We start from the raw sequence: 18,264 nt of genomic DNA on the forward strand, positions 1-18,264 counted from the left end.
TGCTGCTATACGCGGCCGTATGCTCCAATTTGATGATCACTTGCGCGCCCCTTCGCGAATCGGAAACAGGATCGAACATGAGCCTTGAGCGTCCCTGGCTGGCCCAGTATCCAGCCGGCGTCCCTGCCGAGATCGACATCGGCCAATATGCCTCGATCGTGGCCCTGCTCGACGAAGCGTTCGAGCGTTTCCGCAGCCGCCCCGCCTTCGCCAACTTCGGCAAGCAGCTCAGCTACGGCGAGCTCGACACGCTGAGCCGGCAGTTCGCCGGTTACCTCACGGGCGTGCTCAAGCTCGGCCGCGGCGACCGCATCGCGATCATGCTGCCCAACATCCTGCAATACCCGATCGTGCTGTTCGGCGCGCTGCGCGCCGGCCTGGTGGTGGTCAACACCAACCCGATGTACACCGCGCGCGAGCTTAAGCATCAGCTGGAGGACAGCGGCGCCAAGGCCATCGTGGTGGTGGACAACTTCGCCGGCACGCTGGCGGAGGTGGTGGCCGAGACGCCGGTCAAACACGTCGTGACCACCGGCATCGGCGACCTGCTCGGCTTCCCCAAGGGCGCGCTGGTCAACTTCGTGCTCAAGCACGTCAAGAAGCTGGTGCCGGACTACAGCCTGCCGCAGGCGGTGCGCTTCCGCGACGCGCTGGCACAGGGCGCGCCGCACCCGCTGCCACGGCTGGAGCTGGGCCACGAGGACATCGCCTTCCTGCAGTACACCGGCGGCACCACCGGCATCGCCAAGGGCGCCATGCTGACCCATGGCAACATGATCGCCAACATGCTGCAGGCCGGCGCCTGGATCGGCACCAACGCGAAGCTGGGCGAGGAGGTGATCATCACCGCCCTGCCGCTTTACCACATCTTCTCGCTGACCGCGAACGGCCTGGTGTTCATGCGCCTGGGCGGCCTCAACTGGCTGGTCACCAACCCGCGCGACATGCCCGGTTTCGTCAAGGAGCTGAAGGCCTCCGGCTTCACCGCGATCACCGGCGTCAACACGCTGTTCAACGGCCTGCTCAACACCCCGGGCTTCGCCGGGCTGGACTTCTCCCGCCTGCACCTGAGCCTGGGCGGCGGCATGGCCGTGCAACGCCCGGTGGCCAAACGCTGGAAGAAAGTGACCGGCTGCACCCTGGTCGAGGCCTACGGCCTCACCGAGACCTCGCCCGCGGCCTGCATCAACCCGCTGGACCTCGCGGCCTACAACGGCTCGATCGGCCTGCCGGTGCCTTCCACCGACGTGGCGATCTGGTCGGAGGAGAACCAGCCGCTGCCGGTCGGCGCGGTGGGCGAGCTGATGGTGCGCGGCCCGCAGGTGATGAAGGGCTACTGGAACAAGCCGGAGGAGACCGCCAAGGTGCTCGGCGCCGACGGCTGGCTGCATACCGGCGACATCGCCCGCATGGACGAGAACGGCTACTTCTACATCGTCGACCGCAAGAAGGACATGATCCTGGTGTCGGGCTTCAACGTGTACCCGAACGAGATCGAGGACACGCTGATGCAGCACCCGGGCGTGGCCGAGGTGGCCGCGGTGGGCGTGCCCGACGAGCACTCCGGCGAAATCGTCAAGCTGTTCGTGGTGAAGAAGGATCCCGCGCTCACCGTCGAGGCGCTCAGGCAGTTCTGCCACGACAACCTCACCGGCTACAAGCGCCCGAAGCTGATCGAGTTCCGCGACAGCCTGCCGAAGTCGAACGTGGGCAAGATCCTCCGCCGCGAGCTGCGCAACGAGGGCAAGGGCCAGGCCGCCTGACACCTGCGGCGCGGGCGCCCGTCACGCTGCCGCGGCGGGTGCCCGGTCGTCATTCCTCGCGCCACTGCTCCAGGATGTCGGCGTAGCCGCCCAGCAGATTCCACAGCGGCGCCTGCTTCTCTTCCGGGATGCGGCTGTAGGCCATGCCGATGTGCCGGTCGGAGATGCGCGCGACCACCGCCTCGAGGTGGATGTGCAGGTCGCGCCCGAAGATCATGTCGAGCATCCACGGCTGCCCCAGCTCGCCCACCCAGCCCAGCGGTCGGCGCAGCATCGCGCCGGTGGCCGAGATGTCCACCAACTCGGTGGGATGCGACTGCTCGCCGTGACTCATCAGCACCGTGGTCTCGATGCGCATGCGCGCGGAACGCAGGTGCCTGGAATCCGGGCCGTCCCTGCCGCTGTCGTTGATCGTCATCTGCTCTCCAAAGTCCTGGCATCCCCGGTCTGCACCGGAACTCCGAACCCCGCGCCGCGATTGCGGACGGCCATACCGCCAACCCCAATGTCGCCGATTGTCGCGCTTCCGTTGCGGGACTGCTCGGTTTCGACCGGGGCGGAAGACGGCGCCCGCCGCGCGCCGCACGGCGGCCCCGGCCCGATAAAGCAATCGGCGTGCCACCTGCCCCGGATGCCGCGCCGGCGGCGCCCGCCACGCCGGGAAACGCGCAGGCGAGGCTCGCTGTGGACACGGGCGGGCTGGCGGCCGCGTTGCGGCCGGCCTTGCGGGCGGCGGGCCGACGTGCCGTGTCACTTCCTGCCCTGCCCGCGAAGCGCCGACGAGCCCCGCCGCCGGCACGGCACGCCGGCGCATGGCGGCTATGGACTTGCCGCTTCGCAGCGGCTAACCTGTGGGCCATGCAAGGGTCCGCGCACGCGGCTCGTCACAGCCGATCCGGGTTTCAGGCGCACTGCCCCGGCCGCACCCAGCAAACCGTTGAACCGTTGAACCGCCAGTGGCGCCTGCGTCGCAGGGTTCGGCTATTGCCATGACCCCGACCGCAGCCTTGGCAAAAAGGTACCGCAGTGGTTGCCTGCGGCCAGCCGGACCGGAACCCTGAGGGGCGTTCCATCCAGCCGCCGCCGTACCGACCGACCGGCTTGGGTCGGGCATCGGGTAAGCCGTCGACCGTTCCATAGGCCGCCGCGGAAGGCGCGGCCGAAACAGGGGCATCCCGGGGAACCGTCCAGGCAAGCCATCGCGGGTAACGAACGTGTTGAAGCATTGCTGCCGCCCAGGGCGGCCCGACGACAGGCATTGATGAGCACCGCGCCAGCGCCTCAGCCCGCAGACAAACAGGATGCCTTCGCATCGGTGCCGCAGCAGCAGGAAATGCCGCTGGCCATCGTGCGCGGGGAGCCGTTGCTGCAGATGCCGCAGGACCTGTACATCCCGCCGGACGCGCTCGAAGTCATCCTGGAGGCGTTCGAGGGCCCGCTGGACCTCTTGCTGTACCTGATCCGCCGGCAGAACCTGGACATCCTGGACATCCCGGTCGCCGAGATCACCAAGCAATACCTCAACTACATCGACATGATGCAGGACATGCGGCTGGAGCTGGCCGCCGAGTACCTGCTGATGGCCGCCATCCTCGGCGAGATCAAGTCGCGGCTGCTGCTGCCGCGCCCCCCCGCGGAGGAAGGCATCGAGGAGGACCCGCGCGCCGAACTGGTGCGCCGCCTGCAGGAGTACGAGCGCTTCAAGAAGGCCGCGGAGGACATCGACGCATTGCCGCGCCTGGAGCGCGACATGGCGGTGGCGCAGGCGGACACCGGCGAGCGCAACGTGATCAAGCTGCCGCCGCCGCTGGACCTCAAGGAACTGCTGCTGGCGCTCAAGGACGTGCTGCATCGCGCCGAGCTGTTCGGCCACCACGCCATCAAGCGCGAGGCGCTCAGCGTGCGCCAGCGCATGGGCGAGCTGCTGGGGCGGCTGCAGGGCGGCGTCTTTCACCGCTTCGAGACGTTGTTCGAGGTGGAGGAAGGCCGGCTCGGCGTGGTGGTGACCTTCCTCGCCATGCTGGAGCTGGCCAAGGAAATGCTGGTCGAGATCGTGCAGGAAGAACCCCTGGCGCCGATCTACCTCAAGGCCAAGGCCTCGCTGGCCGAGGAAGACACGGAGGCTGCCGGCGCCGACGCGGCGGACGGCCTCTCCGCCGCCTCCGCGGCCGAATGACGCCGCGCTGACCATTCACCCATCGACCCCGAGTCTATGCAGATCGAGCAACTCAAAGCGATCATCGAGGCAGCCCTGCTGGCCGCCTCGCAGCCGCTCACCGTCGCGCAGCTGGGCGAGCTGTTCGTGGAGGAAGACGGGGTCGACCGGCAGCAGATCGCCCAGGCGCTGCAATCGCTCGCCGAGGACTGCGCCGGGCGCGGCGTCGAGCTGAAGGAGGTCGCCTCCGGCTTCCGCTACCAAGTGCGCCAGGGCATGCACCCGTGGGTGTCGCGCATGTGGACCGAGCGGCCGAGCCGCTACTCGCGCGCCCTGCTGGAAACGCTGGCGCTGATCGCCTACCGCCAGCCGATCACCCGCCCGGAGATCGAGCAGATCCGCGGCGTGGTGGTGTCCTCCAACATCATCAAGACGATGGAGGAGCGCGAGTGGATCCGCGTGGTGGGCCACCGCGACGTACCCGGCCGGCCGGCGCTGTTCGGCACCACCCGCCTCTTCCTCGACTACTTCAACCTGAAGTCGCTGGACGAGCTGCCGCCGCTGTCGGAGATCCGCGACATGGAAGACCCGCAGCTGCGGCTGGACGAGGAGCCGGTGCCCGCCCGCGTGGCGCGCGACCTGCCGATCGACCCCGAGGCGGAAGCCGAAGCCGAGGCCGCCATCGACGTGGCCGCTGCGAGCACAACGGGCGACGACGAGGCCGCACCCGCCACCACCACGGAGGCCTTGACCACGGCCGCCGCCGAAGACACCGCCCCGCAAGCCGGGGCCGACGACGCCACGCCCGCCATCGCCGGCGAGGCGTCCGACCCATCACCGACCATCCACCCCACTGCCGACGAGGCAGCGACCCGTGCAGACGCCGCAGAAACCGGCGACGCCGACGAGCAGGACACCGAGGAGTACCGCGCATGAATGCGCCACAGAAAGCCGTTTTGACCCTGAAGCGCGAACCGCGCACCGACAACACGCCGCCGCTGGAGGAGCGCCTGCACAAGGTGCTGGCCAACGCGGGCTTGGGCTCCCGCCGCATGCTGGAGCAGCGTATCCAGTCCGGCGAGGTCGAGCTCAACGGCACGCCCGCCGGCATCGGCGCCAGCGTGCACGCGGGCGACCGCGTCACCCTCGACGGCAAGCAGTTCGTGGTCGCCACCGACAGCCGCGACGAGGCCGAGGTGCTGCTCTACCACAAGCCCGATGGCGTGGTGACCACCCGCGAAGACCCCGAGGGCCGCCCCACCGTGTTCGAGCAGCTGCCGCGCCTGAAAGGCGCGCGCTGGGTCGCCGTGGGCCGCCTGGACATCAACACCACCGGCCTGCTGCTGCTCACCACCGACGGCGCGCTGGCCAACGCCCTGATGCACCCGAGCAGCGGGCTGGAGCGCGAGTACCTGTGCCGCGTGCACGGCGAAGTGCCGGACGAGGTGATCGAGAAGCTCAAGGCCGGCGTGGAACTGGACGACGGTCCCGCCCGCTTCGACGAGATCGCCATCATCAGCCGCGGCGGCAGCCACAGCTGGTTCCGCGTGGTGATCCGCGAAGGCCGCAACCGCGAGGTGCGCCGCCTGTGGGATTCGCAGGGCTTCCTGGTCAGCCGCCTGAAGCGCATCCGCTACGGCAACGTCGAACTGCCCCGCCTGCTGCGCCGTGGCGATTGCGAGACGCTGGGCGAGGAGTCGGTGAAGGAGCTGCGCCAGGTCGCCGGCCTCGGCGCGCCGCAGCCGGTGCTCACGCTGAGCCCGGTGCTGCACCAGCGCCGCGCCAGCCGCCACGTCACCGAATACCGCCCCGAGCGCGGCGCCGGCACGGCCTGGAGCGGCGCCTACCACGACGAGGCCCGCGAACTGCGCGCCTTCGACCGCATCCGCGAGGAACCGCCGCGCGGCCGCGCCAAGCAGCGCCGTCCCGGCAAGGAAGTGAACGGCAACGTGGCCCGCCCGGAACGCCCGGCCAAGCCCGGCGGCAACCGCAAGCGCGGTGGCGTGGCCCCTGGGCAGGAACTGCCCTCGGTGCGCAGCTGGTTCGCCGGCGAAAGCCGCGAAGGCGGCCGCGCCGGCGGCTATGCGCCCAACAGCGGCAATCGCGGCCGCGGCGGTGGCGGCGGTGGCCGTCCGGGCCAGGGCGGCCGGCCGCAAGGCCAGGGTCAAGGTGGACGCCCTCAGGGTCAGGGCGGTCGCCCGCAGGGCCAGGGCCGGCCACAGGGCGGACGTCCCCAGGGCAGCCGTCCGCAGGGCCAGGGCGGCAATCGTCCGCAGGGTGGCGGCGGCCGCGGCGGCAACCGCCGCGGCAACCGCTGAACCCACGCGCCATGGGCAGGCCCCTGCGCATCTACCACAACCCGCGCTGCTCCAAGTCACGAGCGGCGCTGGCCCTGCTGGAAGAGCGCGACCTGCACCCGGAGATCGTCCACTACCTGGACACGCCGCCCAGCACCGCCGAACTGCGCCAGCTGCTGGACCGGCTCGGCATGACGCCGCGCCAGCTGTTGCGCACCGGCGAGGCCGAGTACGCGGAACTGGGCCTGGCCGATCCCACGCTGGGCGATGAGGCGATCATCGCCGCGATGGCGGCGCATCCGCGCCTGATCGAGCGCCCGATCGTGGTGTCCGGCGACAAGGCCGCGCTCGGGCGGCCGCCGGAAGCCGTGCTCACGTTGCTTTAGGAGCGGCGAGCAGAACCCTCGCGGCCGCGGCGCAAGCCGGGCGCGGCCGCACCGCCGCCAGTTGGAGCTGACGCTCCAGCCGGCGCTTCAACGCACGCTACTGGATGCCGGTCTACGCCGGCATAACGGGTTCGTGTTGCGGGTGGTGGCTTGCTTGCGGCATCAGGCCCGATGCCCATTCGCCACCACGACGGCGGCCCGACCCGTCTCGACTCAATCCACCTCGACGGTGAACGTGTCGGCGTCCATCCAGGCCGGGAAGCGCTCGCGGTGGGCCAGCAGCGGGGCGGGGTCCAGCTGCACCGTGACCACCTGCTCCTGCGCGCCCAGCTCGACCAGCGGCTCGCCCACCGGGTCGATCACCGCGCTGTCGCCGGCGTAGGGCAAGTCGTTGCCGTCCACGCCCACGCGGTTCACGCCGACCACGTAGGCGAGGTTCTCGATCGCCCGCGCGCGCAGCAGGGTGCGCCACGGCTGCCGGCGCGGCGCCGGCCAGTTGGCGACGAACAGCGCCAGGTCGTAGTCCATGCCGCCCGCGGCGCTTTCCAGCCGGCGGTTGCGCAGCCACACCGGGAAGCGCAGGTCGTAGCAGACCTGCGGCAGGATGCGCCAGCCCTTCAGCTCCACGATCAGCCGCTCGCTGCCGCCGCCGTAGCGGGTGTGCTCGCCGGCCATGCGGAACAGGTGGCGCTTGTCGTACTGCGCGTAGCTGCCGTCCGGCCGCGCCCACAGCAGGCGGTTGTAGACGGTGCCGTGCTCGCGGATCGCCAGGCTGCCGGTGATCACTACGCCGGTTTCCGCAGCCAGCGCGCGCAGCCAGGCCACGCCCTCGCCGTCCATGCTGCCGGCGCTGGCGCCGGTGTCGTTGCTGAAGCCGGAGAGGAAGGTCTCCGGCAGCACGACCAGGTCGCTCCGCCCCGCCACGCCGCGCACCAGGGCGCCGTAGTAGTCGCGGTTGGCCGGCGCGTCGTGCCAGCGCGTGGCGCCCTGCACCAGCGAGACGTTCAGAGGCTGCATAGATGCTCCGCGGCGGCCTGCATGGTGGCGTCGCTCTTGGCGAAGCACAGCCGCACCAGGCGCGTGTCCAGCGCGGTCTCGTAGAACGGCGTCAGCGGGATCGCCGCCACGCCGCCCTCCTTCACCAGCCACTCGCAGAAGGCCACGTCGTCCTCGTCGCGGATCGCCGAATAGTCGACCAGCTGGAAGTAGCCGCCCTGCACGTCGAGCAGCTTGAGGCGCGAAGGGGCGAGCAGCGCGCGGAAACTGTCGCGCTTGGCCTGGTAGAACGCCGGCAGCTCCAGGTAATGCTCCGGCGTGCTGGCGAGGAATTCGGCGAACGCCGCCTGCGCCGGGTGGAAGGTGCAGAAGGTCAGGTACTGGTGCACCTTGCGGAACTCCGCCGACAGCGCCGCCGGCGCCACCGCGTAGCCCACCTTCCAGCCGGTGCAGTGGTAGGTCTTGCCGAAGCTCGACACCACGATGCTGCGCGCGGCCAGTTCCGCGTGGCGCAGCACGCTCTGGTGCGCGGCGCCGTCGTAGACGATGTGCTCGTACACCTCGTCGGAGAGCACCACGATGGGCGTGTCGCGCACGATCGCGGCCAGCTCGTCGAGGTCGGCCGCCGAGAGCACCGCGCCGGAGGGGTTGTGCGGGCTGTTGATCAGGATCATGCGTGTCTTCGGCGTGATCGCCTCGCGCACGCGCTGCCAGTCCACCGCGAAGCTCGGCGCCACCAGCGGGATGTGCACCGTGCGCGCGCCCTGCAGCTCGATCGCCGGCTCATAGCTGTCGTAGGCCGGGTCGAACACGATCACCTCCTCGCCCGCGCGTACCACCGCGGCGATCGCGGCGAACAGCGCCTCGGTGGCGCCGGAGGTCACCGTGACCTCGGTGTCCGGGTTCACCGTGCGGCCGTACAGGCGCACGGTCTTGAGCGCGATCTGCTCGCGCAGCGGCGCGGTGCCGATGCCCGGCGCGTACTGGTTGCGGCCCTCGGCCATCGCGCGGGCCAGCGCCTCGCGCAACGGCTCGGGCGGCTCGAAGTCGGGAAAGCCCTGCCCAAGGTTGACGGCCTTGTGCTCCACCGCCAGTTGGCTCATCACGCTGAAGATGGTGGTGCCCACCTTGGGCAGCTTGGTTTCGATGTTCATTCGGCTCGGCGGTTTGGAAGTCCAAACGGCAAGACTATCACGACAGGTATGGCTGGCCATGCGGGGCGGAGGGCCGGTCGGGCGGACGCTTGGAGCATTCCTCGTGGTTGCGGCGGGTGGCGTCGGGCAGCCGCTCGGCCAGGAAGTCCACCAGCGCGCGCACGCCGGGCAGCATGCCGCGGCGGCTGGGGTAGACGAAGTGCATGGTGCCATCCGGCGCGCTCCAGTCGGGCAGCACCACTTCCAGCTCGCCGCTGGTGATCAGCGGCGCGCAGACGAATTCGGGCAGCAGCGCCACGCCCATGCCGCGGCGCGCCGCCTCCAACAGGATCACGAAGTCGCCGCTGATCAGCCGTGCGCCCATCTCCACCGAGGCGCGCTGGCCGTCGGCGTCGGACAGCTCCCACACCTGCGCGCCCTCGTGCTCCTGGATCGACAGCGCCGGCAGGCGCGCCAGCTCGGCCGGCGTCTGCGGCCGGCCCAGGCTGTTCAGCAGCGCGGGGCTCGCCACCGCCAGCACGCGCGACATGCCGAAGGTGCGCATGACCAGGTTGGCGTCGGTGTCGAGCTTGGTGCGCACGCGGATGGCGATGTCCACGCCCTCGCCCACCACGTCCACCCGGCGGTTGCTGGCCTGCACGCGCACCTGCACCTTGGGGTACTGCGCGAGGAAATCCGGCAGCACGTCCGCCAGCACCGTCTGCACCAGCGAGATCGGGCAGCTGATCCGCACCACGCCGCGCGGCTCGACGCGCAACTCGTCCACCGCGTCCTGCGCCGCGCGCGCCTCTTCCAGCACCGCGCGGCAGTGGCCGTAGAAACGCTCGCCGACCTCGGTGACCACGAAGCGGCGCGTGGTCCGCTGCAGCAACCGCACGCCCAGGCGTTCCTCCAGCTGCGCGATGCGCTTGCTCAGGCGCGACTTGGGGATGCCGAGCGCCCGGCCCGCGGCGGAGAAGCCGCCGTGCTCGACCACCGCGGCAAAGAAATACAGGTCGTTGAGATCCTGCAGGGCGCCTTCGAGTACGGCCATGACTGTTTCCTTCGCGAAACGACACGTTCCATCCTAGCCGACTTATCGGCCGATTGTGTCGCTTTTATCGTGGCAACCGTCGCCGGCTGGTCCGGCTCGGCTCCCGGAGCACCTCCCATGAAACTGCTGCATCTCGACTCCAGCGCGCTCGGCGCCCATTCCGTCTCGCGCCTCCTCAGCGCCGACATCGTCGCCCTCCTCAAGCGCACAAACCCCGACCTGGACGTGACCTATCGCGACCTCGCCGCACAGCCCCTGCCGCACTGGACGCCGGTCGCCGACGCCAGCGATCCGGGCGCGCTGCTGGGCGGCGAAGTGCTGGAAGAATTCCTCGCCGCCGACGTGATCGTGATCGGCGCGCCGATGTACAACTTCTCCATCTCCAGCCAGCTGAAGGCCTGGATCGACCGCGTGCTGGTGGCGGGCAAGACCTTCCAGTACGGCGCCAACGGCCCCGAGGGCCTGGCCGGCGGCAAGCGCGTGATCGTCGCCTCCAGCCGCGGCGGCGTGTACAGCAGCGGCCCGGCCGCCCCGATGGATTTCCAGGAGCCGTACCTGCGCGCCGCGCTGGGCTTCATCGGCATCACCGACATCGAGTACATCCGCGCCGAGGGCGTGGCGCTGGGCGAGGAGCAGAAGGCCCAGTCGATCGCCGCGGCGCGCGAAGCCATCGACGCCCTGGTGGCCGAGGCGGCCTGACCTTCACCGCAACCCCCGATCGCTTCCCCGCATCGATCCCCTTCGCCCCGCTCTTCCCCAGGAGCGGGGCGTTTTCTTGCGCGGCACGATGGAAAAATCCGCCGCCGGCCGACACACTGCGTGCCCGTGCCGCCACCGGAATCCACGCATGAACCGCCCGCTGCGTTTCTCCCTGCTCGCCCTGCTGGCGATGGCGCCGGCGCTCCACGCGGCCGACCTGCTGGTGCGCCACGTCAACGGCTACACGCTGGACGGCCAGGGCACGCTGCAGCGCTTCGACGCGCTGCTGGTGGACCAGGGCAAGGTGGTCGCCACCGGCCGCGGCGCCGACCTCGCCAAACACGCCGGCAAGACCCGGGTGGTGGACGGCCAGGGCCGCACCCTGCTGCCGGGCCTGATCGACGCCCACGGCCACGTGATCGACCTGGGCTACGTGCGCAACCAGGTCGATCTCTCCGGCACCGGCTCCCTCGACGCGGTGCTGGCGAAGGTGAAGGCCTACGCGGCCGGCCATCCGGATCGACCGTGGATCCTCGGCGGCGGCTGGAACCAGGCCGGCTGGACGCCCGCTCGCTTCCCCACCGCGAAAGACCTCGACGCCGTGGTCGCCGACCGGCCGGTGTGGCTGAACCGCGTGGACTACCACGCGGCCTGGGCCAACACCACCGCGATGCGTGCGGCCGGCATCACCCGCGACACCCGCGACCCGCCGGGCGGGCGCATCGAGCGCGACGCCCAGGGCAACCCCACCGGCGTGTTCGTGGACGCCGCCACCGCCCTGGTCGCCCGCAAGATCCCGCCGCCGACCGCCAAGGACATGGCCACCGCACTCGACACCGCGCAAGCCGAACTGGCGAGCGTAGGCCTGACCGGCGTGGACGACGCCGGCATCGACCTCGCCACCTACCGCCTGTACCGGCAGTACGCCGACCAGCACAAGCTCACCGCGCGCGTCTACGCCATGATCCACGGCACCGACGCGGACTTCGACGCGATCAGCGCCGAGGGCAAGCTGGCCGGCTACGGCGGCGGCTTCCTCACCGTGCGTGCGGTGAAGCTGTTCGCCGACGGCGCACTGGGCAGCCGCGGCGCGGCCATGCTCGCCCCCTACACCGACGACCCGCGCAACAGCGGCCTGCTGTTCCTCACCCCCGCGCAGATGACCGCGGCGATCGGCAAGGCGCTCGGCAAGGGCTACCAGGTGGGCGTGCACGCCATCGGCGACCGCGCCAACCGCGAGGTGCTGGACAGCTTCGCCGCGGCCTACGCGCAGCACGGCGGGCAGAACCTGCGCAACCGCATCGAGCACGCCCAGGTGGTGGCGCCCGGGGACATCCAGCGCTTCGCCGCGCTGCACCTGATCGCCTCGATGCAGCCCACCCACGCCACCTCCGACATGAACATGGCCGAGGCGCGCATCGGGCCGGAGCGGCTCAAGGGCGCCTACGCCTGGCACAGCTTCCTCAAGCTGGGCACGATGATCGCCGGCGGCTCGGACTTCCCGGTGGAATCGCCCAATCCGTTCTACGGCCTGTACTCGGCGGTGACCCGCCAGGACCACGCCGGCCAGCCGCCCGGTGGCTGGCACGCGGAACAGGCGATGACCCTGCCCGAAGCCTTCCGCGCCTTCACGCTCGACGCCGCCTACGCCTCGCACGCCGAGCGCACGCAGGGCACGCTGGAGCCGGGCAAGTGGGCCGACTTCATCCTGGTCGACCGCGACATCTTCGCAGGCCCGCCGGCGGACCTGTGGAAGACCAGGGTGCTGGAGACCTGGGTGGGCGGCCGGCAGGTCTATCGCGCGCAGTAGGCCAGGCGCCGCCGAGCCGCGGGCGGCGTGCCGCAGACCGGCCGGCGCGCCAATGCGCCGTCATGCCGGCGAAGGCCGGCATCGCGTGGCGTCGAGGCGCCGGGTGGCAGTGCCCGCCCCGGCTTCAGAGCGGCGCCGTTCTTGCCACGTCCGGCATGACGGCCATTCGAGGGCGGGCGCGTCCGGGCTGCGCCGCCTTCGTGTGCCACGCCGTATCGAGCCTCCGCAGCACGCCGCATCGTGCGGCCACCTCCGGCTCACTGCTTGATCGCCACGGCCGACATGGTCTTCCCGCGCAGCTTGTCGTCGATCGAGAGCGTCATGCTCCTGCCGTCCGGCGCCACCGTCATCCGAGTCACGCCGACCACCCTGCCGTCGCGGAAGTCGGTTTCCTCCACCGCCTGCCGGCCGAGCTTCTTCAGCGCCACGGCGGTGATGCCCGGGTCGCCGCGGTACGGTGCCCGGATGCCGTCCAGCCGCGCGGTGTAGGCCTGGCCGGTGGGGCTGCTCATGCTCAGGCTGTCGCCGTCCATGTGCAGGCTGAAGACCAGGGCATTGTCGGAAACGGCCTGGTAGCCCGTGGTGCGCCAGGTGCCCGACAGCGCGTGTGCGCCCGCCGGCGCCTTGCCCTCGCGCGCCATGCTGCCCTTGCCTGTCACCGGGGCGCTGTCGCTGTTGCTGCGGTCGCTGAATTCGAAGTCGGCCCGGCGGCCGTCCGGCGAGACCATGGTGGTCGAGGTGGCGACCACCTTGCCGGCCTTCTTCTGCGTCACCTGGACGGTGTGCTCGTCGACGACCTTGACCGCCATGGTGTCGAAGTACGGATAGCCGCCCACCGCATGGTCGGCGCCGTCCGCCGTCACGCCGATGGCCGGCGCACAGGTCCTGCATTCGTACCTGCCCTCCTGGAGCAGCAGCACGTCGGGCTTGGCCGGCAGTTGCAGCTTGCCCAGGTCGATCTTCCAGGTGCCGTCGAAAGCGCTTTGTGCCAGCGCCGCGGCAGGCGCCAGCGCCAGGGCCCACAGCAGCGCAACGGATGTCTTGCTCATGGCCGTTCCTCCGTCGGGTTCATGCGGTCGCAAGGCCTGGGGGAACGCAAGGGCGGACTGCCTTCGGCGGCCTCCAGCACGCCGACGCTACGCCGGCCGCAGCCGGCACCCCATACCGCGAAGGACCTAGCCGGCGGCACGCCCCCGCTCAACCCAATGCCCGCTCCGCGCATCCCACCGCAGCCCTCGCCAGGTTCCGGTGGCGGCGAGGGTGCAGGCCGCCTAGGCCATTGGTCATAATTGACGGCTCCTGCCTTGGTGTTATAGTTCACTACAACACTGGTCCACGAGATCACTAAGGAGGCTCGCCATGCAAGCGCAGAAACTCATCGCCCTGGCTGCTGCCGGTCTGTTCACCCTGACAGGCCTGGTCGCGATCCATTCCAACACCACCGTCGTGCCGCCCCGCGAGGTCAACGGCACCAAGGTCGTCGATTTCGCGCCGGTGCAGGTCACCCCCAGCGCGGCGGACCTGCACGCCGCCGGCGTCGCCGCCACCGGCCTGGGCGCCGCGCCGGCGCTGGTGCACAAGACCGAGCGCGGCGCCGCCGCGCTGATCGGGGCGCAGCTGGCCATGCCCTACTATTCGTTTGGCAGCAAGCTGGTCCCCGTAGGCAAGGAATAACGTATGTCCATCACCTGGAACGACAGCGTCCCGATCTATCGCCAACTGCGTGAACACGTGGTGGCGATGATCCTGGACGGCGCCTTGAGCGAAGGCGACCCGCTGCCGTCGGTACGCCAGGTGGCCGCGGATTTCCAGATCAATCCGCTGACCGTTTCCAAGGCCTATCAGGAGCTGGTCGACGATCAACTGGTGGAAAAAAGGAGGGGACTTGGCATGTTCGTCACCGATGGCGCCCGCGAGGCGCTGCTCAAATCCGAGCGCGAGCGTTTCCTGCGCGAGGAATGGCCCGCGTTGTACGCCCGTCTGCAGCGCCTGGGCCTGGACCTGAAGGCCCTGCTGCGCGAAGCGCCCGGCGGCGACAAGGAGAAGCAGCCATGAACGCCGTCGTGACCGCCCGCGGCCTCGGCAAGCGCTACAAGAACACCGTGGCGCTGGACGACGTCAACTTCCAGATCCAACCCGGGCGCATCGTCGGCCTGATCGGCCCCAACGGCGCCGGCAAGACCACGGCGCTCAAGGCCATCCTGGGGCTCACCGCCTTCCACGGCCAGCTCGACGTGCTCGGCTTCGACCCGCGCACCCAGCGCGACAAGTTGATGGAACAGGTCTGCTTCATCGCCGACGTGGCGGTGCTGCCGCGCTGGATCCGGGTGCGCGAGGCGGTCGACTTCGTCGCCAACGTGCACCCGCGCTTCGACCGCGCCAAGTGCGAGCGCTTCCTGGCCCGCACCAAGCTCACGCCGGCGCAGAAGGTCAAGCAGATGTCCAAGGGCATGATCGTGCAGCTGCACCTCGCCCTCGTGATGGCCATCGACGCCCGCCTGCTGGTGCTGGACGAGCCCACGCTGGGCCTGGACATCCTCTACCGCAAGCAGTTCTACCAGAGCCTGCTGGAGGACTACTTCGACGAGCACAAGACCATCATCGTCACCACCCACCAGGTGGAGGAGATCGAGCACATCCTCACCGACCTCATCTTCATCCGCGACGGCAGGATCGTGCTGGACACCGACATGGACGCCATCGGCGAGCGCTTCGCCGAGGTGATGGTGGGCGCCGACAGGGCCGCCGCCGCCCGCGCGCTCGGCCCGCTGGACGAGCGCCAGGTATTCGGCAAGAGCATCTTTCTGTACGACGGCGCCGACCGCGCCGTGCTGGAGGGCCTGGGCGAGCTGCGCCGCCCCTCCGTCAGCGACCTGTTCGTCGCCACCATGAAGGGAACCTACGCATGAAAACCTTCTACTGGCTGGTCAAGCGCGAGTTCTGGGAGAACCGGGGCGGCTTCCTGTGGGCGCCGGTGATCACCGGCGGCGTGTTCCTGCTGCTCAACCTGATGGGCATCGTCACCGGCGAGGTGATGGGCGGCCGGCACGGCTTCAATTTCGCGTTCGGCGGCGCCGACAACAACATGCGACTGCTCCAAAAACTGGACACGCAATCCGCGGAAGCGGTCGGCGCCGGGCTGGACATGATGATGTGCTCGCCGGCCATGATCATCAGCATCGTGATGGGCTTCGTGGTGTTCTTCTACTGCCTTGGCGCACTGTACGACGACCGCCGCGACCGCAGCCTGCTGTTCTGGAAATCGCTACCGATCTCGGACACCGCCACCGTGCTGTCCAAGGTGGCCGCGGCCACCGTGCTGGCGCCGCTCATCACCGTGATCGTCGGCGCGCTGGTCGGCGTACTGATGATGCTGATGTACGCCATCGCACTGTCCTTCCACAGTGTGAGCGTGTGGCGCCTGCTGCTCCTGGCGCACCCGCTGCAGGTTATCGCCAACCTGGTCGGCTCGATCCCGCTGTACCTGCTCTGGGCCTTGCCGACCGTGGGCTGGCTGATGCTCTGCTCGGCCTGGGCGCGCAACAAACCGTTCCTGTGGGCGGTGGTGCTGCCGGTGGCCGTGGGCATCGCGCTCGGCTGGTTCAACCTGCTGGGCACGGTCAACGTCCAGAACAGCTGGTACTGGCGCAACGTGGCGGGCCGCATCCTGCTGAGCGTGTTCCCGGGCGGCTGGTATACCCAGACACCGCATATCGGCGGCCATGGCCCCGCCGAAGTCCTGTCCAGCCTGGGCTTGCTCAACGCCTACGGCGCATTGGCCTCGCCGACGCTCTGGATCGGCGTGGCGACAGCCGCCGCCATGCTGGCCGCCGCAACCTGGCTGCGCCGCTGGCGCGACGACAGCTGAACCCTTTTCGGACGGAATGGCCCCCATGTCGAAACAAGCACTGCTCATCCCCCTGCTCGCAGCCGGCCTGCTCGCCGGCTGCGGCAAGGGCCCGGGCGACGCCGCCATCAACCTCGGCGACACCAGCATCGCCGACGGCGCCATCAAGCTGCGGCACGGCGAAGTCGCCCTGCATGCGCAGGGAGCGCCGGAGGCGGTGATCGATGCCGCGGGCACGCTGCGCATCGGCGGCCAGGCGATCGCCACCACGCCGGCCCAGCGCGCACAGATCCAGCGCTACTACCGCAACGCCCTGGCCGTGCGCGAGCACGGCATCGCCACCGGCAAGGCCGGCGCGGCAGTCGCCGGCCAGGCGGTGGCCAGCACGCTCAAGGGCCTGGCCAGCGGCAACACCGACCAGATCGACAAGGACGTCGATGCCTCGGCCGAAAAAGTCCAGCAGGCCGCGCTGAAGATCTGCGACGACCTGGACGGCATCAAGGCCGCACAGGACGACCTCGCCGGGCAACTCGCGGCGTTCAAGCCCTATGCCGGCCTCATCGGCGCCGGCGACGTCAAGGAGTGCCGCCAGGACGATGACGACAAGGACGACTGATCAGGCCAGGACGATCTCCCCGATGACGGCGGGCACTTCGGTGCCCGTCGTCGTTTCCGCCACTGCGCTCATTCGCCACGGATGCCGCCGCGGGTCAGCGCCAGCGGATCGAGCAACTTCGCCAGCTCCGCCTTCGGCAGCCCCGTGGCCTCCAGCGCCACGTCGAGGATCGGCCGCTTCTCCTTGTAGGCCCGCTTGGCGATCGCCGCGCCCTGCTCGTAGCCGATCACCGGGTTGAGCGCGGTGACCAGGATGGGGTTGAGCGCCAGCGCCTCGTTGACACGCGCGGTGTTGACCTTGAAGCCGGCGATGGCCTTGTCGGCCAGCAGCCGCGACACGTTGGCGAGCAGCCGGATCGACTCCAGCAGGTCGTAGGCGATCAGAGGCAGCATCACGTTGAGCTGGAAGTTGCCGGACTGGCCGGCCACGGTGATCGCCGCGTCGTAGCCGATCACCTGCGCCGCCACCATCGCCGTGGCCTCCGGGATCACCGGGTTGACCTTGCCCGGCATGATCGAGGAACCCGGCTGCAGCGCCGGCAGCTCGATCTCGCCCAGGCCGGCCAGGGGGCCGGAGTTCATCCAGCGCAGGTCGTTGGCGATCTTCATCAGCGCCACCGCCAGCGTCTTCAGCGCGCCGGACAGCTCCACCGCCGCGTCCTGCCCGGCCATGCCCTCGAAATAATTCTCCGCCGGCTCGAACTTCACGCCGGTGAGTTGCTTGAGCGCCTTCGACAACGCAGGCGCGAAGTCGGGGTCCGCGTTGATGCCGGTGCCCACCGCGGTGCCGCCCTGCGGCAGGCGCCGCATGCGCTTTAAGCTGTCCTCGATGCGCTCGGCGGCGCTGCCGATCTGCGCCGACCAGCCCGACAGCTCCTGCCCGAAGGTCACCGGCATCGCGTCCATCAGGTGCGTGCGGCCGGTCTTGGGCACGTTGCGCAGTTCGCGGGCGCGCTTGTCGATGACCTTCTTCAGGTGCTTGAGCGCGGGCAGCAGGTCTTCCGTGGCGCTCAGGGTGGCGCCGACGTGGATGGCGGTGGGGATCACGTCGTTGGAGCTCTGCCCGTAGTTGACGTGGTCGTTCGGGTGCACCTTGGCGCCACCCCGGGAGGCGAGGTGGGCGATCACCTCGTTGGCGTTCATGTTGCTGCTGGTGCCCGAGCCGGTCTGGAACACGTCGATGGGGAACTGCTTATCGTGCTCGCCCTCCGCCACCGCCAACGCGGCCTTGCGGATCGCCGCGGCCTGGCCCTTCTTCAGGTGCCCGAGCAGCAGGTTGGCCTCGGCGGCGGCGGCCTTGATCAGCCCCAGCGCGCGGATGAAGGCGCGCGGCAGCGGCCGGCCGGAGATGGGGAAATTGTCGATGGCGCGCTGCGTCTGCGCGCCGTAGAGGGCGTCGGCGGGCACCTTCAGCTCGCCCATGCTGTCGTGCTCGATACGGAAACCGCTCATCGGCCGGACTCCTTCGCGTTGCGGGGAAGCCGGCCGTGCGCCGGCGTACCCGGGCCA

Annotated in this window: 18 protein-coding genes; 12 read left to right on the forward strand and 6 right to left on the reverse strand. The window is 70.0% G+C overall.

From position 1 onward, the window contains the following. The first annotated feature begins 77 nt into the window (after window positions 1-77). Window positions 78-1,763 carry an AMP-binding protein gene (locus ACH65_RS12015; protein ID WP_049622839.1) on the forward strand — a complete coding sequence of 562 codons (1,686 nt, stop codon included), beginning with the start codon at window positions 78-80 and terminating at the stop codon, window positions 1,761-1,763. A 49-nt stretch (window positions 1,764-1,812) separates the two neighbouring features. On the opposite strand, the gene ACH65_RS12020 is transcribed toward ACH65_RS12015, so the two are convergent. Further along, entirely contained in the window at window positions 1,813-2,181 is a 369-nt protein-coding gene (locus ACH65_RS12020) for a PilZ domain-containing protein (RefSeq protein WP_049622840.1), read from the reverse strand. An 843-nt stretch (window positions 2,182-3,024) separates the two neighbouring features. On the opposite strand from ACH65_RS12020, the gene ACH65_RS12025 reads away from it, so the two are divergent. From ACH65_RS12025 to arsC, 4 genes are read left to right on the forward strand one after another with little or no spacing between them, the layout of a single operon-like run. Then, the gene (locus tag ACH65_RS12025; protein ID WP_049622841.1) at window positions 3,025-3,939 is read left to right on the forward strand and encodes a segregation and condensation protein A; all 915 of its coding nucleotides are present in this window, start codon (window positions 3,025-3,027) and stop codon (window positions 3,937-3,939) included. A 36-nt stretch (window positions 3,940-3,975) separates the two neighbouring features. Continuing rightward, window positions 3,976-4,854 (forward strand): SMC-Scp complex subunit ScpB, encoded by an 879-nt coding sequence (gene scpB / locus ACH65_RS12030; RefSeq protein ID WP_049622842.1) that lies wholly within the window; start codon window positions 3,976-3,978, stop codon window positions 4,852-4,854. Further along, complete coding sequence (locus ACH65_RS12035; RefSeq protein ID WP_053096257.1) at window positions 4,851-6,236, forward strand: pseudouridine synthase; 1,386 nt, start codon at window positions 4,851-4,853, stop codon at window positions 6,234-6,236. Before scpB ends, ACH65_RS12035 begins: the two co-directional genes overlap by 4 nt. 11 nt (window positions 6,237-6,247) lie before the next feature. Continuing rightward, window positions 6,248-6,601 carry an arsenate reductase (glutaredoxin) gene (gene arsC, locus ACH65_RS12040; RefSeq protein WP_049622844.1) on the forward strand — a complete coding sequence of 118 codons (354 nt, stop codon included), beginning with the start codon at window positions 6,248-6,250 and terminating at the stop codon, window positions 6,599-6,601. Window positions 6,602-6,814: 213 nt separating this feature from the next. Here the strand turns inward: arsC and ACH65_RS12045 are convergent, their stop codons facing one another. The 3 genes from ACH65_RS12045 to ACH65_RS12055 are packed head-to-tail and all read right to left on the reverse strand — an operon-like array spanning window position 6,815 to window position 9,784. Beyond that, window positions 6,815-7,618, reverse strand: coding sequence for an amidohydrolase (locus ACH65_RS12045; RefSeq protein ID WP_049622845.1), 804 nt, complete (start codon window positions 7,616-7,618; stop codon window positions 6,815-6,817). Then, entirely contained in the window at window positions 7,606-8,751 is a 1,146-nt protein-coding gene (locus tag ACH65_RS12050; RefSeq protein WP_049622846.1) for a pyridoxal phosphate-dependent aminotransferase, read from the reverse strand. The genes ACH65_RS12045 and ACH65_RS12050 overlap by 13 nt, the downstream gene beginning before the upstream one ends. A 37-nt stretch (window positions 8,752-8,788) precedes the next feature. Then, window positions 8,789-9,784: a LysR substrate-binding domain-containing protein gene (locus tag ACH65_RS12055; RefSeq protein WP_049622847.1), complete on the reverse strand. Its 996-nt coding sequence runs from the start codon at window positions 9,782-9,784 to the stop codon at window positions 8,789-8,791. 117 nt (window positions 9,785-9,901) lie between these two features. Between ACH65_RS12055 and ACH65_RS12060 the strand changes: the two genes are divergently transcribed. Both ACH65_RS12060 and ACH65_RS12065 read left to right on the forward strand, forming a co-directional pair. Next, complete coding sequence (locus ACH65_RS12060; RefSeq protein ID WP_049622848.1) at window positions 9,902-10,483, forward strand: FMN-dependent NADH-azoreductase; 582 nt, start codon at window positions 9,902-9,904, stop codon at window positions 10,481-10,483. 148 nt (window positions 10,484-10,631) lie between these two features. After that, on the forward strand, window positions 10,632-12,293 hold the full coding sequence (locus ACH65_RS12065) for an amidohydrolase (RefSeq protein WP_049622849.1): 1,662 nt from the start codon (window positions 10,632-10,634) through the stop codon (window positions 12,291-12,293). A 257-nt stretch (window positions 12,294-12,550) separates the two neighbouring features. On the opposite strand, the gene ACH65_RS12070 is transcribed toward ACH65_RS12065, so the two are convergent. Beyond that, entirely contained in the window at window positions 12,551-13,342 is a 792-nt protein-coding gene (locus tag ACH65_RS12070) for a hypothetical protein (protein WP_049622850.1), read from the reverse strand. A gap of 310 nt (window positions 13,343-13,652) precedes the next feature. Here ACH65_RS12070 and ACH65_RS12075 point away from each other — a divergent pair, with 310 nt between their 5' ends. Genes ACH65_RS12075 through ACH65_RS12095 form a run of 5 tightly spaced genes read left to right on the forward strand, consistent with a single transcriptional unit; the run spans window position 13,653 to window position 16,756 of the window. After that, the gene (locus ACH65_RS12075) at window positions 13,653-13,967 is read left to right on the forward strand and encodes a hypothetical protein (RefSeq protein ID WP_049622851.1); all 315 of its coding nucleotides are present in this window, start codon (window positions 13,653-13,655) and stop codon (window positions 13,965-13,967) included. Window positions 13,968-13,970: 3 nt separating this feature from the next. Beyond that, window positions 13,971-14,348, forward strand: coding sequence for a GntR family transcriptional regulator (locus ACH65_RS12080; protein ID WP_049622852.1), 378 nt, complete (start codon window positions 13,971-13,973; stop codon window positions 14,346-14,348). Then, on the forward strand, window positions 14,345-15,202 hold the full coding sequence (locus ACH65_RS12085; protein ID WP_049622853.1) for an ABC transporter ATP-binding protein: 858 nt from the start codon (window positions 14,345-14,347) through the stop codon (window positions 15,200-15,202). Before ACH65_RS12080 ends, ACH65_RS12085 begins: the two co-directional genes overlap by 4 nt. Next, a complete protein-coding gene (locus tag ACH65_RS12090; protein ID WP_049622854.1) occupies window positions 15,199-16,161 on the forward strand; it encodes an ABC-2 transporter permease in 963 nt (320 codons plus the stop codon). Before ACH65_RS12085 ends, ACH65_RS12090 begins: the two co-directional genes overlap by 4 nt. Window positions 16,162-16,186: 25 nt before the next feature. Further along, on the forward strand, window positions 16,187-16,756 hold the full coding sequence (locus ACH65_RS12095; protein WP_049622855.1) for a hypothetical protein: 570 nt from the start codon (window positions 16,187-16,189) through the stop codon (window positions 16,754-16,756). Window positions 16,757-16,824: 68 nt separating this feature from the next. On the opposite strand, the gene ACH65_RS12100 is transcribed toward ACH65_RS12095, so the two are convergent. After that, window positions 16,825-18,207, reverse strand: coding sequence for a class II fumarate hydratase (locus ACH65_RS12100; protein WP_049622856.1), 1,383 nt, complete (start codon window positions 18,205-18,207; stop codon window positions 16,825-16,827). Window positions 18,208-18,264: the final 57 nt, after the last annotated feature.

This window comes from Frateuria defendens (assembly GCF_001182895.1).
Lineage (GTDB): Bacteria > Pseudomonadota > Gammaproteobacteria > Xanthomonadales > Rhodanobacteraceae > Frateuria_B > Frateuria_B defendens.

Bases quoted from the DNA above. Each gene is read 5' to 3' on its own strand.
- ACH65_RS12015 (WP_049622839.1), top strand. From the start codon at position 78: ATGAGCCTTGAGCGTCCCTGGCTGGCCCAGTATCCAGCCGGCGTCCCT.
- ACH65_RS12020 (WP_049622840.1), bottom strand. From the start codon at position 2,181: ATGACGATCAACGACAGCGGCAGGGACGGCCCGGATTCCAGGCACCTG.
- ACH65_RS12025 (WP_049622841.1), top strand. From the start codon at position 3,025: ATGAGCACCGCGCCAGCGCCTCAGCCCGCAGACAAACAGGATGCCTTC.
- scpB (WP_049622842.1), top strand. From the start codon at position 3,976: ATGCAGATCGAGCAACTCAAAGCGATCATCGAGGCAGCCCTGCTGGCC.
- ACH65_RS12035 (WP_053096257.1), top strand. From the start codon at position 4,851: ATGAATGCGCCACAGAAAGCCGTTTTGACCCTGAAGCGCGAACCGCGC.
- arsC (WP_049622844.1), top strand. From the start codon at position 6,248: ATGGGCAGGCCCCTGCGCATCTACCACAACCCGCGCTGCTCCAAGTCA.
- ACH65_RS12045 (WP_049622845.1), bottom strand. From the start codon at position 7,618: ATGCAGCCTCTGAACGTCTCGCTGGTGCAGGGCGCCACGCGCTGGCAC.
- ACH65_RS12050 (WP_049622846.1), bottom strand. From the start codon at position 8,751: ATGAACATCGAAACCAAGCTGCCCAAGGTGGGCACCACCATCTTCAGC.
- ACH65_RS12055 (WP_049622847.1), bottom strand. From the start codon at position 9,784: ATGGCCGTACTCGAAGGCGCCCTGCAGGATCTCAACGACCTGTATTTC.
- ACH65_RS12060 (WP_049622848.1), top strand. From the start codon at position 9,902: ATGAAACTGCTGCATCTCGACTCCAGCGCGCTCGGCGCCCATTCCGTC.
- ACH65_RS12065 (WP_049622849.1), top strand. From the start codon at position 10,632: ATGAACCGCCCGCTGCGTTTCTCCCTGCTCGCCCTGCTGGCGATGGCG.
- ACH65_RS12070 (WP_049622850.1), bottom strand. From the start codon at position 13,342: ATGAGCAAGACATCCGTTGCGCTGCTGTGGGCCCTGGCGCTGGCGCCT.
- ACH65_RS12075 (WP_049622851.1), top strand. From the start codon at position 13,653: ATGCAAGCGCAGAAACTCATCGCCCTGGCTGCTGCCGGTCTGTTCACC.
- ACH65_RS12080 (WP_049622852.1), top strand. From the start codon at position 13,971: ATGTCCATCACCTGGAACGACAGCGTCCCGATCTATCGCCAACTGCGT.
- ACH65_RS12085 (WP_049622853.1), top strand. From the start codon at position 14,345: ATGAACGCCGTCGTGACCGCCCGCGGCCTCGGCAAGCGCTACAAGAAC.
- ACH65_RS12090 (WP_049622854.1), top strand. From the start codon at position 15,199: ATGAAAACCTTCTACTGGCTGGTCAAGCGCGAGTTCTGGGAGAACCGG.
- ACH65_RS12095 (WP_049622855.1), top strand. From the start codon at position 16,187: ATGTCGAAACAAGCACTGCTCATCCCCCTGCTCGCAGCCGGCCTGCTC.
- ACH65_RS12100 (WP_049622856.1), bottom strand. From the start codon at position 18,207: ATGAGCGGTTTCCGTATCGAGCACGACAGCATGGGCGAGCTGAAGGTG.